14 protein-coding genes are annotated in these 14,456 nt (G+C 60.2%); 8 read left to right on the top strand and 6 right to left on the bottom strand.

Annotated elements, in window-relative coordinates:
• Positions 1-175: 175 nt before the first annotated feature.
• Positions 176-862 (bottom strand): tRNA/rRNA methyltransferase, encoded by a 687-nt coding sequence (locus tag SSARUM2_RS02915; protein WP_060439101.1) that lies wholly within the window; start codon positions 860-862, stop codon positions 176-178.
• Between the two features lie 629 nt (positions 863-1,491).
• On the opposite strand from SSARUM2_RS02915, the gene arcA reads away from it, so the two are divergent.
• Complete coding sequence (gene arcA / locus SSARUM2_RS02910) at positions 1,492-2,208, top strand: two-component system response regulator ArcA (RefSeq protein WP_004933003.1); 717 nt, start codon at positions 1,492-1,494, stop codon at positions 2,206-2,208.
• Positions 2,209-2,259: 51 nt separating this feature from the next.
• Here the strand turns inward: arcA and creA are convergent, their stop codons facing one another.
• On the bottom strand, positions 2,260-2,739 hold the full coding sequence (gene creA / locus SSARUM2_RS02905) for a protein CreA (RefSeq protein ID WP_060430907.1): 480 nt from the start codon (positions 2,737-2,739) through the stop codon (positions 2,260-2,262).
• Between the two features lie 342 nt (positions 2,740-3,081).
• Between creA and robA the strand changes: the two genes are divergently transcribed.
• Entirely contained in the window at positions 3,082-3,951 is an 870-nt protein-coding gene (robA, locus tag SSARUM2_RS02900; protein WP_033637041.1) for an MDR efflux pump AcrAB transcriptional activator RobA, read from the top strand.
• Here the strand turns inward: robA and gpmB are convergent.
• Entirely contained in the window at positions 3,948-4,595 is a 648-nt protein-coding gene (gene gpmB, locus SSARUM2_RS02895) for a 2,3-diphosphoglycerate-dependent phosphoglycerate mutase GpmB (protein ID WP_025305227.1), read from the bottom strand. The genes robA and gpmB overlap by 4 nt on opposite strands.
• 101 nt (positions 4,596-4,696) lie before the next feature.
• On the opposite strand from gpmB, the gene yjjX reads away from it, so the two are divergent.
• Positions 4,697-5,215: an inosine/xanthosine triphosphatase gene (gene yjjX, locus SSARUM2_RS02890; protein WP_033637040.1), complete on the top strand. Its 519-nt coding sequence runs from the start codon at positions 4,697-4,699 to the stop codon at positions 5,213-5,215.
• A gap of 11 nt (positions 5,216-5,226) precedes the next feature.
• Here the strand turns inward: yjjX and trpR are convergent, their stop codons facing one another.
• Both trpR and sltY read right to left on the bottom strand, forming a co-directional pair.
• Positions 5,227-5,556: a trp operon repressor gene (gene trpR, locus SSARUM2_RS02885; protein ID WP_004933017.1), complete on the bottom strand. Its 330-nt coding sequence runs from the start codon at positions 5,554-5,556 to the stop codon at positions 5,227-5,229.
• 54 nt (positions 5,557-5,610) lie between these two features.
• A complete protein-coding gene (gene sltY / locus SSARUM2_RS02880) occupies positions 5,611-7,539 on the bottom strand; it encodes a murein transglycosylase (protein ID WP_049196015.1) in 1,929 nt (642 codons plus the stop codon).
• Between the two features lie 639 nt (positions 7,540-8,178).
• Here sltY and SSARUM2_RS02875 point away from each other — a divergent pair.
• The 4 genes from SSARUM2_RS02875 to ettA all read left to right on the top strand — a co-directional run bounded on the left by SSARUM2_RS02875 (position 8,179) and on the right by ettA (position 12,386).
• The gene (locus SSARUM2_RS02875; RefSeq protein WP_033637038.1) at positions 8,179-8,784 is read left to right on the top strand and encodes a YfiR family protein; all 606 of its coding nucleotides are present in this window, start codon (positions 8,179-8,181) and stop codon (positions 8,782-8,784) included.
• Positions 8,781-10,040, top strand: a complete 1,260-nt coding sequence (locus SSARUM2_RS02870; protein ID WP_060436093.1) for a diguanylate cyclase — start codon at positions 8,781-8,783, stop codon at positions 10,038-10,040. The genes SSARUM2_RS02875 and SSARUM2_RS02870 overlap by 4 nt, the downstream gene beginning before the upstream one ends.
• Before the next feature lie 38 nt (positions 10,041-10,078).
• The gene (locus SSARUM2_RS02865) at positions 10,079-10,576 is read left to right on the top strand and encodes an OmpA family protein (RefSeq protein WP_033649136.1); all 498 of its coding nucleotides are present in this window, start codon (positions 10,079-10,081) and stop codon (positions 10,574-10,576) included.
• A 142-nt stretch (positions 10,577-10,718) separates the two neighbouring features.
• Positions 10,719-12,386, top strand: a complete 1,668-nt coding sequence (gene ettA, locus SSARUM2_RS02860; RefSeq protein WP_025159620.1) for an energy-dependent translational throttle protein EttA — start codon at positions 10,719-10,721, stop codon at positions 12,384-12,386.
• A 29-nt stretch (positions 12,387-12,415) separates the two neighbouring features.
• Here ettA and SSARUM2_RS02855 read toward each other — a convergent pair whose 3' ends face one another.
• On the bottom strand, positions 12,416-13,321 hold the full coding sequence (locus SSARUM2_RS02855) for an AraC family transcriptional regulator (RefSeq protein ID WP_060452785.1): 906 nt from the start codon (positions 13,319-13,321) through the stop codon (positions 12,416-12,418).
• A gap of 163 nt (positions 13,322-13,484) precedes the next feature.
• Here SSARUM2_RS02855 and SSARUM2_RS02850 point away from each other — a divergent pair, with 163 nt between their 5' ends.
• Entirely contained in the window at positions 13,485-14,453 is a 969-nt protein-coding gene (locus SSARUM2_RS02850) for an SDR family NAD(P)-dependent oxidoreductase (RefSeq protein WP_060452786.1), read from the top strand.
• Positions 14,454-14,456 lie beyond the last annotated feature (3 nt).

Here is a 14,456-nt window from a genome sequence, read left to right as displayed (position 1 = left end):
ATTGGTTAAAGCAATCGCTATCCCAAGTCAAACGATTTCTTTTTTTTGCTTATTTTCCGTTCAGCGACGGTAATGCGCGATGCAACAGGTGAAAAGCAAAACGACAGAACAAAAAAACAACTTAAAGCCGATTTACCAGTGGATCACGCTGGGTAACCGTCTGATGGAGCCGCTATCACTTGGCGAGTTTTTTTTCGATGTCGTGCAGCAGCGTATGCAACATCGCCGTATCGCGCTGTTGCAGCGCGCCGAGCCGCTGGTGCAGCCAGTCGCGCAATTTTTGGTCATCGCCGACATCCAATGCGTTCAACAAGGCATCGGCGCGGCGGCGCAGCGCCTTGAGCTGCCCTTCCGACGCCGCCGTTTCCTGCGGCGTGCTGACGCCCATCAGGCTCGCCAGCTGGTAGCAGTAAACCATCACCGCCTGGCCCAGGTTAAGCGATGGATAGTCCGCCTGCATCGGCACGCCGGTCAGCAAATCCGCCAGCGCCAGCTCTTCGTTGGTCAGGCCGGAATCTTCGCGGCCGAACACCAGCGCGGCCTGGCCGACCCACTGCTTGCGCTCGCTCAGCTGTTCCAGCAGCTCGGGCGGCGTGCAGTAATAGTGAAAACGCGCGCGGCTGCGGGCGGTGGTGGCGACGGTGAAATCCACGTCCGCCAGCGCCAGTTCCAGCATGGCGAACGTTTGCACGCCGTCGAGGATCTCGCCGGCTCCGTGCGCCACCCAGCGCGCCGCCGGCTGCAGGTGCGCCTCGCTGTCGACGATGCGCAACGACGTGAAGCCCATGGTTTTCATCGCGCGCGCCGCCGCGCCGACATTTTCCGGCCGCGCCGGAGCCACTAAAACAATATGAAGCTGCATCACTCTTCCACCGAAGGCAGGCCTGCACTTTTGACGATGGCGCAGCGCCCGCTTATATTTACAATTGCGTAACAATAAACGCGTTAATAGCAACAAACAAGATTAAACGGCTCGTTGAGCTAATAAACCCGTCGTAATAGTCATTATTCGTGCTTATGTTTTACTGCATTTATTTATCAATGAGTTAAAACAAGGCGATGATCAATAAGCGAATAATTGTATCCTATCGGGCCGGATAATGCTGAATCGTTCACAGAATTTGAGGTTCTGTGACTTAAACTGGCATTTCTGTAAGTGTTTTTCACAAATCTGTTAACGTGCTACAATTGAATTTGATATATGTCAACAAAGCGTAGTTTTGTTGGGTGATGAATTCGGCACGCGCTGTTATATTGCTGTTAATGGGGTTAGGATATGCGCCAATTTGGCACCCCAGGGGTTGTAGGGAACAGCATCCCCACCAGGCTAGCGATCTTGTTGACATGAGATGGAAAGTGCATCAAGAACGAGTTTACGTACTTTAGTCATTTGCTGAGAGGGAACGTGGCGCTATCTCTGCCCTCCTCTAAGAAAACAAAGACTTCTGTACTTCCTATTTTCTATTTTGTTGGCAATTTTAGGTAGCAAATATGCAGACCCCGCACATTCTGATTGTCGAAGACGAGTTAGTCACTCGTAACACCCTGAAGAGCATTTTCGAGGCGGAAGGCTACATTGTTCATGAAGCCAATGATGGTGCAGAGATGCACAATATCCTGTCTGAAAATGATATCAATCTGGTCATCATGGACATCAACCTGCCAGGCAAAAACGGCCTGCTGTTGGCGCGCGAACTGCGTGAACAGGCCAGCGTCGCCTTGATGTTCCTGACCGGTCGCGATAACGAAGTGGACAAAATCCTCGGCCTGGAAATCGGCGCCGACGATTACATCACCAAGCCGTTCAACCCGCGTGAGCTGACCATCCGCGCGCGCAACCTGCTGTCGCGCACCATGAACCTGGGCAGCCTCGGCGAAGAGCGCCGCCTGGTCGAGAGCTACAAGTTCAACGGTTGGGAGCTGGACATCAACAGCCGCTCGCTGATCAGCCCGGCCGGCGAACAGTACAAGCTGCCGCGCAGCGAATTCCGCGCCATGCTGCACTTCTGCGAAAACCCGGGCAAGATCCAGTCCCGCGGCGAACTGCTGAAGAAAATGACCGGCCGCGAGCTGAAGCCGCATGACCGCACCGTGGACGTCACCATCCGTCGCATTCGCAAACACTTCGAATCGACGCCGGACACGCCGGAAATCATCGCCACCATTCACGGCGAAGGCTACCGCTTCTGCGGCGATCTGGAAGAGTAATTCCGGCCTGCCGTCATGAAAACGGGGTTCAGCATGCTGAACCCCGTTTTTTTATTTCGTCTCAGCCCACGGCATGATCGGCACCGCGCTCAGCGCGTTCTTCGGCGAACCGTCGATCACCTTGTCGGAGTAGCTCAGGTAAATCAGCGAATTGCGCTTGGTGTCGTAGAAGCGCACCACCTGCAGCTTCTTGAACACCAGCGAGGTGCGTTTCTGGAATACCACCTCACCTTCCGACTTGCCGTTTTTGATCTTGTCGCTCAGCTCGATAGGCCCCACCTGCTGGCAGGAAATGGCCGCGTCGGCGGTGTCTTCCGCCAGCCCCAGACCGCCTTTGATGCCGCCGGTTTTGGCGCGGCTGATATAACAAGTTACATTTTTAACATCCGGATCGTCGAACGCTTCCACCACGATTTTGTGGTCCGGCCCCAACAATTTAAACACGGTATCAACGGAGCCCACCTGCTCCGCCTGCGCGCTGCCAACGGTTGCGCAAACCAAACCGAATAAAAATATCCAGCCTTTTTTCATTTACTTAACTCCGATATAACCTTGCCGCAAAAATAGGTTCGGCGATCGCCATTATTTATGTCTAAGCTCACGGAATCGGTTTTTTACGGGTCCGCACCGACCGTTTTAGCACAGAGCGTGACAAAAATCTTTGAGAGTCGCGGAGTAAAAAAATTGCTATGATGCGGCGTCGTTATTTCTTTGCGCCCACTACGGTGTACCCCAATCCAACTCTGGCGCGGCAAGCGCAGCAGAGGCAAAGAGTGCAACGCATAATGGCTCATGGATCGGTCTGATAGCGCAGCACCAGCGTGACGAATCAACAGTTCGGGTTCCTACCCCCAAGCTTTACGAGGAAGATCTATGGATCAAGCCGGTATCATTCGTGATCTGCTTAGCTGGCTGGAAAGCCATTTGGACCAACCCTTGTCGCTGGATAACGTGGCGGCCAAGGCTGGCTATTCCAAATGGCACCTGCAACGGATGTTCAAAGATATTACCGGTAACGCCATCGGTGCTTACATCCGGGCAAGGAGGCTGTCCAAAGCCGCCGTCGCGCTGCGTTTGACCAGCCGGCCGATTTTGGATATCGCCCTGCAGTATCGCTTCGACTCGCAGCAGACCTTCACCCGCGCCTTCAAAAAACAGTTTGCGCAAACGCCGGCGCTGTACCGCCGCGCCGAGGACTGGAACGCATTCGGCATCTGCCCGCCGATCCGTCTGGGGGCTTTCACCCTGCCGCAGCCGGAATTCGTCTCGCTGCCGGACAAGCGCCTGGTCGGCCTGACCCAAAGCTACTCCTGTACGCTGGAACAGATCACCACCGTGCGCACCGAGCTGCGCTCGCAGTTCTGGCGCCAGTTCCTCGGTGACGTCGAAACCCTGCCGCCGGTACTGTACGGGCTGCACCACTCGCGGCCGAGCCAGGAGAAGGACGACGAACAGGAAGTGCTGTACACCACGGCGCTGGAGCCGGATCAGGTGCCTGACAAGGCGCAGGAAGGCCAGCCGCTGGTGTTGCCGGGCGGTGAGTTTGCGATGTTCAGCTACGAAGGGCCCACTGAGGGCCTGCAAGACTTTATTCTGACGGTCTACGGCACCTGCCTGCCGGCGCTCCAGCTGACGCGCCGCAAAGGGCACGACATCGAACGCTTCTACCCGAAAGGCGAACGCCGTCCGCATCAGGCGCCTATCGAGATCAAGTGCGACTACCTGATCCCGATTCGGCGTTAACGCTGCAGTTCGTCCAACGCGGGCATGTCCAGATGCGTGACATCGCCCGCGGTCTCCACGATCCAGCCGGAAGCCAGCCACGGGCTCTGCTGGTGATCGACGCGCGACAGTGAACAGTTGCGCAAGCGCAAACGGCGTTCCGCATAGGCCGGCAACCCCAGCACCGTACTGATCAAACACCCCAACGCGATGCCATGGCTGACGAGCAGCGGCTTGCTGCCTTCCGGCAGCATCAGGCAGCTCTCCAGCGCGGCGCGCATGCGCTCGCCCAGTTCCTCCATGGATTCGCCTTGAGGGATACGGCCGTCAGGAGTACCATCGACCATCTGTTTGCGCCACTGCTCTTCCTGCGGCGTCAAACTGTCGATCAGGCGTTCTTCCAGAACCCCCATGTGCAGCTCACGCAAACGCGGATCGCCTATCACTTCGCAGCCACAGGCTTCGGCGATGATCTGCGCGGTGCGGCGCGTGCGCCCCAGATCGCTGGTAATGATGTGCGTAATGCCTTCCTTACTGACGCGCCTGGCGACCAGACGGGCCTGGTGTTCACCCATGGCGGTTAACGGGCTGTCGGACTGACCCTGGATGCGGCGAGCCGCGTTCCATTCCGTTTCGCCATGGCGAACGAGGTATACCTGTAACATTTTTGTTTTCCGTTATACTGCGTGAAATTTGCGTTTATCCCCGGCCCGGCGGCGCTTTTGCCGCTGCCCGGCGTATCGGCCAGAAGGATATCAAACCCGTTATGTACCATGTTGTCGCTGCAACTACCAACCCGGCAAAGATCAAGGCTATTCAACTGGCCTTCGATGACGTCTTTGGCGCGAACCAATACCGCATTGAATCCGTTGACGTCGCCAGCGGCGTCTCGCTGCAGCCGATAGGCAACCACGAAACCCGCACCGGCTCGCGTCAACGCGTCATGGAAGCGCGCCAGGTCAGGCCCGAGGCCGATTTTTGGGTCGGCGTGGAAGCCGGGATTGAAGAGAATATGACCTTCGCCTGGATGACCATCGAGAACCCGCACATCCGCGGCGAATCCCGCTCGGCGAGCCTGATGCTGCCGGAAGTCATCTTACAAGGTATTCGCGCCGGTCGCGAATTGGGCAGCGAAATGGCGGCGATCACCGGCAATGCCGAGGTGAAGCGCCAGGGCGGCGCCATCGGCGTCTTCACCGACGGCCGGCTGAGCCGCACCAGCGTTTACCACCAGGCGCTGCTGCTGGCGCTGGTGCCGTTTCACAACGCCATCTATCAGCAATAGCACCGATCCCGCTAGGGCGCGTCGTGCAACAGTTGCTGCTCAAGCCACTGTTTCAGCTCGGGTGAAGCCGCTTTCAGGCTGTTCGAGCCGCGGGTGATGGTGGCGATCCCCGCGCCCAGTTCATTTTTCAGCTCGCGCTGGCTCATCTCGCCGCGCATCAGTTCCTGAATGATCCGCACCCGGGTGCCCAGCGCGGTGCGCTCGTCCGGCGTCAGCATCAGCTGCAGCAGCGGTTGATGCAGCTCTTGCGCAAACGAATTCTGCAGCAGCGCGACGAAGCGCAGCCAATCCTCATTGCCTTGTTCTGAAAGAGCGGGGTCGTTTAACGATAATTGCGTCATGGCAGCCACCATACTATTTAACTAGTACAGCAGCATACCATAGGGCCGTCAAAATCAATAACGTCTCTGCCACTCGGCGTCGGTCAACACCTTGGCCGGCCGGTGCGTCAGATAGCGGTAAAACGCGTCGTAGGCCAGCACATTCTTGACGTAGCCGCGGGTTTCCGAGAACGGAATGCTTTCGATGAACGCCACCGGATCGATACGCCCCGCGCTGTTGCCCAGCCAGGTGTTCACCCGTGACGGGCCGGCGTTATAGGCGGCGCTCGACAGGATGCGGTTGCGGCCGAACTGCTGATAGACCGACTCCAGATAGCTGGTGCCGATGGTGATGTTGGTCTGCGGATCGAACAGCTGGCTCGGGCCGACGTAGCCGGGAATATTGAACATCTGCACCGTATGCTGCGCGGTGCGCGGCATCACCTGCATCAGGCCGGAAGCGCCAACCGGCGACTGCGCCTTCGGATTCCAGGCGCTCTCCTGGCGCGCTATCGCCATCGCGTAGCTGGTGGTGATCCCCTTGTCATCGGTGGCGCGGCGGAACTCCTGCGGCCAGGCGACCGGGAAGCGCTCCTCCAGATGATCCCACAGCTTGCCGACGATGGTCGCCTGCACGCTCAGATCGGCCCATTTTTGCTCAAAGGCGTAGCGCGCCAGCGCCTCTTGTTCCGGCCGGCTGCGGCTGGCGACGTAGGAGCCCCACTCGCTGCGGGCCAGGTTGTCCATGTTCCAGTACATCAGCTCGCGCACCCGGGCAACCTCCGGCCCGTCGACCAGCGACGCGCGCGGCTTGGCCGCCACCGCCACCATCACCGGATAAGTGGCGTTCAGCTTCTGCGCCGCCGCCATCGGATAGAAGCCGCGTTCGGTCATCAGGTTACGCAATATCTCCTCGCCTTCGGCGCGTTTGCCTTCGTCCATCAACTGACTGGCGCGCCAGTAGCGCCACTCATCCTTGTTGCGCGACGCTTCCGGCAGGCGGGCCAGCCAGGTCGCCACGCCCTGCCGATCGCCGTTGCCCAACGCCATGCGCACCCGGCGCTCCAGCAGCGAAGGCGAACGGCTGCGCAGAATCACCCGATCGCGCCACTGCGCCTGTTCATAGGTGGCATCGCTGCCCATCAGGCGCCAGGCCACCGCCTCTTCCAGCCCCAGCCGCTCGTCGTCGCTCATTTTTTGCAGTCGCGCGAGCGTCGGGATCATCGCCCGCGCGTTTTCCACATCCTGCCGCGCCAGGCGCTCAAAGGCGATGCCGGTGGCGGCACGGGTAAAGTCGGTCGGCCCCACGCTGCGGGCGAAGGCTTCCACGGTGGTCGGATCGTTTTGCAAGCGCACCAGGGCGTTGCCCATGGTCTGGTAGTCGGCCGGCAGCTGGCTGTAGAGGTTGCTGACCAGCGAACTGTTGCCCTCCTTCAACGCCAGCTTCATGCGCGCCAGAATATCCAGCGGCGTTTGCTTGCCTGCGCCGCGCCAGACGCTGAACAGCCGATCGCAGGCGCCCGGCAGCGTTTTGCCGTTCAGCCACAGTTCGTCGGCGCCGCTCCAGGCCGCCTGCTGATCGCCGGTGGCCCACTTGGCGTAGTAATAATTGCAGCGCGCCGCCACCGGTTTGGGCGGCTGCGGGCTGAAGGCCAACAGGGTGCGCCAGTCTTCGCGCCGCGCCAGCTCATTGACGAAGCGCGGGACCAGTGATTTCGCCGGCGGCAGCGTCGGGTTGCGTTTGATAAAGTCGTTCACCTCGGAGAACCCCGCCTGGCTCAGATCCTGTGTCAGCTCGCGGTATTCCAGGTAAGGATAAAGCGGATAATCGCGCAGCGTCGGCATCAGCTGCGCCACCACGCCCATCTGATTGCCGTCCCATGCCTGTTTGATCTGCTGGTAGCGCTGACGTTGCGCATCCAGAGAATCCGCCAGCGCCGCGCCTGAAAACGCCGTCAGGCACAGGCCCATTGCCAACAGCCGTCGCTTGTCCACCTTGACCATCCTCGCTCTTTCCTCACTGGTTGGACCGCAGGAGCCGCCCAGCTCCCCGGTGACCGCCGCGCCACGGCGCAGCGGGACAAAATAAAGCCGGGCGCACGGCCCGGACGCAGATATCTACCATAGACAGCGCAATCGCTCATCCATTCAATACTGTAGAAGAAGAAGTGTATCGCCATGACGGGAGCCAGGTAAAAAACGTTTACTTTGGCTGACAAATCAGGCCGACGGGATATTTCCAGCCACCGGATTTTTATTAGCCACCCCGGCATTTATAAGAGAAGTAAAATAATTTTTAATTATTAGCTATGACATTATTGCATTTGTGAGATGACGCCGCCGTTGCGCAAATCGCCTGACAGCTGGCCAAACGCGCCAACTTTGCAGAAAAGCGGTGGCAAACCCGGGTAGGCATTTTTATACTATCAAAAATAAGTAGGATAATTCCGAGAAAACAGCACATAAAGCGCCCAACGAAGACATCTTATAATACAATCCGCGCCAATTATGGGTGAGATAGTGTTCATTAGGCAGTGCGACTGACAGCTTTCAGCAAAACGATTGTCCCTTCAAGCGGGCCGAACTTTTCCTTGTCAGGCCACGGCCTGCGGGCGGTGGATCAGGCCGGAATGGCGGGTGAAGATGGCGAATAAGACCGCGATAGCGATGCGTTGCGCAAAAAGCCCCGTGCCGGGCTTCCTTGGCGCACGTCTGAATATCGGTCGCCTGCTGCTGATCGTGTTGTTGGTGCTGCTGACGTTGTCCGGGCCTGCGCGCGCCGCCGATGATCCCTATCAAAAACGCACGCACGCCGTGACGACCGTGGTGGTAGGCATCATCAGCTACGCCCGCTGGTCGCGTGAACCCAATCCGATCCGCTTGTGCGTGACCGCACCCACCCAGTATGCCGAAGGGCTGTTCGATCCGATCCTGCTGAGCGCCCCGCGTCCGATTAAAGCCGAGCGTGTGCCGTTCGACAGCCCAACGCTGAGTACCGGCTGCGATGTCATCTACTTAGGGAACATCACCGCCGCGCAGAGACAAAATTTCATGCAGCGCATTTCCGGCAACTCCATTCTCAGCATCAGCGAGAACGATAGCGAATGCTCCGCCGGCAGCGCATTTTGCCTGCAGATCGATGGGGACCAGGCCAGTTTCAAGGTCAACCTGGATGCTCTGGCGCGCAGCGGCGTGCGCGTTCACCCCAACGTGCTGCAGCTGGCACGCAAACAGGCGCCGCCGCTATGAGGCTGTTGCACAGAAACCGCGCCGGCAATGCGCGCCCGACGCTGGGCCGAGTGCTGCAGCGGGTGCATCTTGGGCTGGCGCTGATCGCCGTCGGCACCGCCGGCATCTTTTTGACGCTGGTGGCGCTGTTTGCGCTGCGCGCCTATGCCGACCACAACCTGCACCTGATCGCGCGCTCCATCAGCTATACCGTCGAGGCCGCCGTGGTGTTTGAAGACGGCGCCGCCGCGCGTGAGGCGCTGATGCTGATCGCCTCCAACGAAGAGATCCTGGAGGCGCGCATTCTGGATAATAAAGGCAAGATGCTGGCCAGCTGGCGCCATCCCTCCGACAGCCCGCTGCACGGTCTGGAGCAGATGGTTGCGCACTGGGCGCTGCCCGAGCCGGTCATCCTGCCTATTTCTCACGGGGGCAAACAGGTCGGCCAGGTCTGGTTGAGCGGCAACGGCGGCAGCCTGTTGCGTTTCCTGTTGCGTTTCCTGTTGCGCGGCCTGGTCGGCATGATCGCCTGCATGGTGCTCAGCACCCTGTGCGCTCTGGTGTTATCGCGCCGTATGCTGGTCGGCATCGTCAGTTCGCTGGACGACATCGCCAACGTGGCGCACGCGGTGCGCCGCGATCGCACCTTCGGCCTGCGGGTGCCGTCGGCGCCGATCGCCGAGCTGCATGAGCTCAGCAACGATTTCAACGGCTTGCTCGACGAGCTGGAGGCCTGGCAGGCCCATCTGAAGCAGGAGAACGACTCGCTGGCTCACCGGGCGACGCACGACAGCCTGACCGGCTTGCCGAACCGCGCCTTCTTCGAAGGGCGGCTGAGCCGGGCGCTGGGCGATATCGAACCGCCGGCGAAATTGGCGGTGCTGTTTATCGACGGCGATCGCTTCAAGGAGGTGAACGACAGTTACGGCCACGCCGCAGGCGATGCGGTGCTGACCACCATTGCCGGGCGCATTCGCGCGCAGCTGCGCGAGACCGATCTGGTCGCGCGTCTGGGCGGGGATGAATTCGCCGTGCTGCTGGCGCCGGTACACGGCACGGAAGATGTCCTGCAGATCGCTGACAACATCATCGACTGCATGACGCAACCGGTCATTTTGCCGAACGACGAGGCGGTCATTACCTCTCTGAGTATCGGTATTGCGCTGTACCCTGATCACGCGTCGACGCCTCAGGGTCTTTTGCACGAAGCTGACGATGCGATGTATCAGGCAAAGCATCGTTATAACGGAGGCTGGCGGCTGGCTATACATAAATAAGAGCCCCGGCTATAACACTTGAACTAGGGATTTTGACTATGATACAGCAACTGTTTAAAGGTCGTTTTTCACTGCTGACGATGGTGTTCGTCGCCCTGCTGGCGCTCGCCGGCTGCCAGAGCAAACCGCAGGGCCTGACGCCCGAGCAGATCGCGCTGCTGCAATCGCAGGGCTTCAAACTGACCGATAACGGCTGGGAGTTCGGCCTGTCGGATAAAGTGCTGTTCGGCAACAACATCGGCAAGCTGAACCCGGAAAGCACCGAGACGGTGCAGAAGATGGGCCGCGCGCTGCTGAGCGTCGGCATCACCAAGTTCCGCCTGGACGGCCATACCGACAACTACGGTGAAGACAGCTATAACGACCAGCTCTCTCTGCGCCGCGCCGATGCGGTGGCCGATCTGCTGGCCAGCGTCGGCATTCCGCGCGCCAATATCGAAACCCGCGGCATGGGCAAACGCGATCCCGTTGCCGACAACCGCACCTCCAGCGGCCGCGCGGAAAACCGCCGCGTCGCGATCGTCGTCACGCCATAAGCCACCAATATGCGCCTTTATCGGCGCATAAACGGTTATACTTAGCGATCGCTGAGCGATGTCTGGGATCCGAGATCGAAACGGGCTACACTCATGCCGCCAGACATCCTATAAATACTGATATAGAGAGGCTTAGAGCAACGTGGCTCAATACGTCTATACCATGCACCGCGTCGGCAAGGTGGTACCGCCGAAGCGTCATATTTTGAAAAACATCTCCCTGAGCTTCTTCCCCGGGGCCAAAATCGGCGTACTGGGCCTGAACGGCGCCGGTAAGTCCACCCTGCTGCGCATCATGGCCGGCATCGATACCGATATCGAAGGGGAAGCGCGCCCGCAGCCGGGCATCAAGATCGGTTACCTGCCGCAGGAGCCGCAGCTTAACCTCGAACACACCGTGCGTGAGTCGGTGGAAGAAGCGCTGGCGGAAGTGGTCGGCGCGCTGAAGCGCCTGGACGAAGTGTACGCGCTGTACGCCGAAGAAGGTGCAGACTTCGACAAGCTGGCCGCCGAACAGGGCCGCCTGGAAGAGATCATTCAGGCGCACGACGGTCACAACCTCAACGCCCAGCTGGAACGCGCCGCCGACGCGCTGCGCCTGCCGGACTGGGACGCCAAAATCGCCCACCTGTCCGGGGGTGAACGCCGCCGCGTCGCGCTGTGCCGCCTGCTGCTCGAAAAGCCGGACATGCTGCTGCTGGACGAACCGACCAACCACCTGGACGCCGAGTCCGTGGCCTGGCTGGAACGCTTCCTGCACGACTTCGAAGGCACCGTGGTGGCGATTACCCACGACCGTTACTTCCTGGATAACGTGGCCGGCTGGATCCTCGAACTGGACCGCGGCGAGGGCATCCCGTGGGAAGGCAACTACTCTTCCTGGCTGGAGCAGAAAGACGCGCGTCTGGCGCAGGAAGCGTCCGCCGAAGCCGCTCGCCGCAAGTCGATCGAGAAAGAGCTGGAGTGGGTGCGTCAGGGCGCCAAAGGCCGTCAGTCCAAAGGCAAGGCCCGTTTGGCCCGCTTCGAAGAGCTGAACAACACCGAATACCAGAAACGTAACGAAACCAACGAACTGTTCATTCCACCTGGCGCACGCCTGGGCGACAAAGTGGTCGAAGTCAGCAACCTGCGCAAGTCCTACGGCGACCGCCTGCTGATCGACGACCTGTCGTTCTCGGTGCCGAAAGGGGCAATCGTCGGCATCATCGGCCCGAACGGCGCGGGTAAATCCACGCTGTTCCGCATGATGTCCGGCCAGGAACAGCCGGATTCCGGCAGCATCGTGCTGGGCGACACCGTCAAGCTGGCGTCCGTCGATCAGTTCCGCGACAGCATGGACGGTTCGAAAACCGTGTGGGAAGAAGTCTCCGGCGGGCAGGACATCATGCGCATCGGCAACACCGAGATGCCGAGCCGCGCCTATGTCGGCCGCTTCAACTTCAAGGGCGTCGATCAGGGCAAACGCGTGGGCGAGCTGTCCGGCGGTGAGCGTGGCCGTCTGCACCTGGCCAAGCTGCTGCAGGTTGGCGGCAACGTGCTGCTGCTCGATGAACCGACCAACGACCTGGATATCGAAACCCTGCGCGCGCTGGAAAACGCCCTGCTGGAATTCCCTGGCTGCGCCATGGTGATCTCGCACGACCGTTGGTTCCTCGACCGTATCGCCACCCACATCCTGGACTACCAGGATGAAGGCAAGGTGGAATTCTTCGAAGGCAACTTCACCGAGTACGAAGAGTACAAGAAGCGTACGCTGGGCGCCGACGCGCTCGAGCCGCACCGCATCAAGTACAAGAAGATCGCCAAGTAATGCCCGAGGCGCCGCATGCGGCGCCTTTTTTACGCCTGCGCCCGGCGATAGTCGCGCGGTGAGCACGCCATCACGCGTTTGAACGCGTGGCTGAAAGCGCTGTCGGAATCGTACCCCAAACGCTGCGCGATAGCGGAGACCGGTTCGCCGCCGGTACGCAGCGCCCGCGCCGCCAGCAGCATGCGCCAGCGCGACACGTACTCGAGCGGCGCCATGCCGGCTTTCTGCTTGAAGCGCAGCGCCAACGTCGAACGGGAAACGCTCGCCGCGTCGGCCAACGCCGCCACCGTCCAGCGCCGGGCCGGATCGGCATGTACCGCCTGCATCGCGGCGCCGATGCGCGGATCGAACAAAGCGGGTAGCCAGCCGGACGCCGCACTCTCCTCCCCCATCAGGTAAATCCGCAGCGCCTGGGTCAACATGATTTGCCCCAGATGATGCGCCATCAACGTACTGCCCGGCGAAGGCCTCACCAGCTCATCCGCCAGCCGCTGCAGCGCCCATTGCAGCACGGCTGCCTCTTCCGTGCCCCCGCGGATCACCATTAACGCGGGCAGGCTGCCGAACAGCCGCTCCACCTCCTCGCCAAAGCTAAAACGGCCGCCGATAAACAGGCACGTTTCCCCCTCGCCGCAGCTCGCCACGCCGTTTTTCGCCTGCAGATAAAGCGCGTCGGCGTCGAGCGCCGGCAGTGACAAGTCGCTGCCGACGGTCAGCGGCAGGCTGCGAGTCAGCAGTAAACAGTCGCCGGCCGCCAGCCACAGCGGTTCTGCCAGCCCTTCCGCCGCCAACCAACAGCCGCCGCGCACCACCGCATTGAACTTCCCGCCTTGCGGAGCGGGAAAATGAACGGCCCAGTCGCCGCCGGCCTTCAGGCCGCCGAAAAACGCATTCTGGCTGTTCAGTGGCGCCAGCACTTCCGATAAAGGATCCATACCCTCTCCCCATAAAGATCTTGCAAGAGCATAACCCGCGCGATGCGCTGGTCGAAGACTTTAGGACGATGGCGACAGAAATTAGGTTTTTGTTGCATTCATCCGCCGGATAGCGCCGATTTACACTCCCTGTGTCACAGCCAACCACAGCGAGGAATCCCCAATGAACAAACAAACGCCCATCGGCTCTGGCTTCAACGCCACCACCGCCGCCGCCGACGTGCTCAAAGATCGTCAACTGGCCGGCATGACGGCGCTGGTCACCGGCGGCCATTCCGGCCTGGGGTTGGAAACGACTCGCGCATTGACGCAGGCGGGAGCACAGGTGATCGTCGCCGCCCGCGATCCCGTCATCGCCCGCACTCGTCTGGCCCTCGCCGGTATCAGCAACGTCGACATTTATGAGCTTGATTTGGCCGATCTGAACAACATTAGAGAGTTCGCGCAACATCTTCTGGCGACCGGCGTCCACCTCGATATGGTGATCTGCGGCGCCGGCATCATGGCCTGTCCTGAAACCCGCATCGGCCCAGGCTGGGAGGCTCAATTCGCGATCAACCACCTGGGGCATTACGCGCTGGTGAACCACCTCTGGCCGGCATTGGCGGGCGGCGCCCGCGTTGTCGTCATCTCCTCTTCCGGCCACCATGCCAGCGCCGTACGCTGGAATGACGTGCAGTTTCACAGCGGCTATGACAAGTGGCGGGCCTACGGCCAGTCGAAAACCGCTAATGCGTTATTCGCCGTGCACCTCGACAAACGAGGACGAGCCGCCGGTGTACGCGCCTTCACGCTGCATCCCGGCATGATCCCCACGCCACTGCAGCGTTACCTCTCGCAGGAAGAGATGCTCGCATTGGACTGGATCGACGCCGACGGCAAACCCGCCCACCCGGAAATGCTGAAAACGCCGCAACAGGGTGCGGCAACCCAGGTGTGGGCGGCGACATCGCCTCAACTCAATGGCCTTGGCGGATTGTATTGCGAAGACTGCGATATCGCCCGGCGCAACGATGACGAGGGCCTTTCCTTCAGCGGCGTAAAAAGCTACGCCGTCGATCCTGAACAGGCCCAACGCCTGTGGGAATTGTCGGCGCAACTCACCGGCATCGACATCTTCGGCAAGATTTAAACA

The sequence above is a fragment of the Serratia sp. K-E0102 genome (assembly GCF_029962625.1).
GTDB classification, from domain to species: Bacteria; Pseudomonadota; Gammaproteobacteria; order Enterobacterales; family Enterobacteriaceae; genus Serratia; species Serratia sarumanii.
Note: the sequence above shows the minus strand (reverse complement) of the source record. Positions and strands in the feature narration are given on the sequence as shown.

Excerpts from the sequence above, each read along its gene's own strand:
- gpmB (WP_025305227.1), bottom strand. The coding sequence starts at position 4,595 with ATGTTACAGGTATACCTCGTTCGCCATGGCGAAACGGAATGGAACGCG.
- SSARUM2_RS02850 (WP_060452786.1), top strand. The coding sequence starts at position 13,485 with ATGAACAAACAAACGCCCATCGGCTCTGGCTTCAACGCCACCACCGCC.
- SSARUM2_RS02855 (WP_060452785.1), bottom strand. The coding sequence starts at position 13,321 with ATGGATCCTTTATCGGAAGTGCTGGCGCCACTGAACAGCCAGAATGCG.
- SSARUM2_RS02915 (WP_060439101.1), bottom strand. The coding sequence starts at position 862 with ATGCAGCTTCATATTGTTTTAGTGGCTCCGGCGCGGCCGGAAAATGTC.
- arcA (WP_004933003.1), top strand. The coding sequence starts at position 1,492 with ATGCAGACCCCGCACATTCTGATTGTCGAAGACGAGTTAGTCACTCGT.
- creA (WP_060430907.1), bottom strand. The coding sequence starts at position 2,739 with ATGAAAAAAGGCTGGATATTTTTATTCGGTTTGGTTTGCGCAACCGTT.
- robA (WP_033637041.1), top strand. The coding sequence starts at position 3,082 with ATGGATCAAGCCGGTATCATTCGTGATCTGCTTAGCTGGCTGGAAAGC.
- sltY (WP_049196015.1), bottom strand. The coding sequence starts at position 7,539 with ATGGTCAAGGTGGACAAGCGACGGCTGTTGGCAATGGGCCTGTGCCTG.
- trpR (WP_004933017.1), bottom strand. The coding sequence starts at position 5,556 with ATGACGCAATTATCGTTAAACGACCCCGCTCTTTCAGAACAAGGCAAT.
- yjjX (WP_033637040.1), top strand. The coding sequence starts at position 4,697 with ATGTACCATGTTGTCGCTGCAACTACCAACCCGGCAAAGATCAAGGCT.
- SSARUM2_RS02870 (WP_060436093.1), top strand. The coding sequence starts at position 8,781 with ATGAGGCTGTTGCACAGAAACCGCGCCGGCAATGCGCGCCCGACGCTG.
- SSARUM2_RS02865 (WP_033649136.1), top strand. The coding sequence starts at position 10,079 with ATGATACAGCAACTGTTTAAAGGTCGTTTTTCACTGCTGACGATGGTG.
- SSARUM2_RS02875 (WP_033637038.1), top strand. The coding sequence starts at position 8,179 with ATGGCGAATAAGACCGCGATAGCGATGCGTTGCGCAAAAAGCCCCGTG.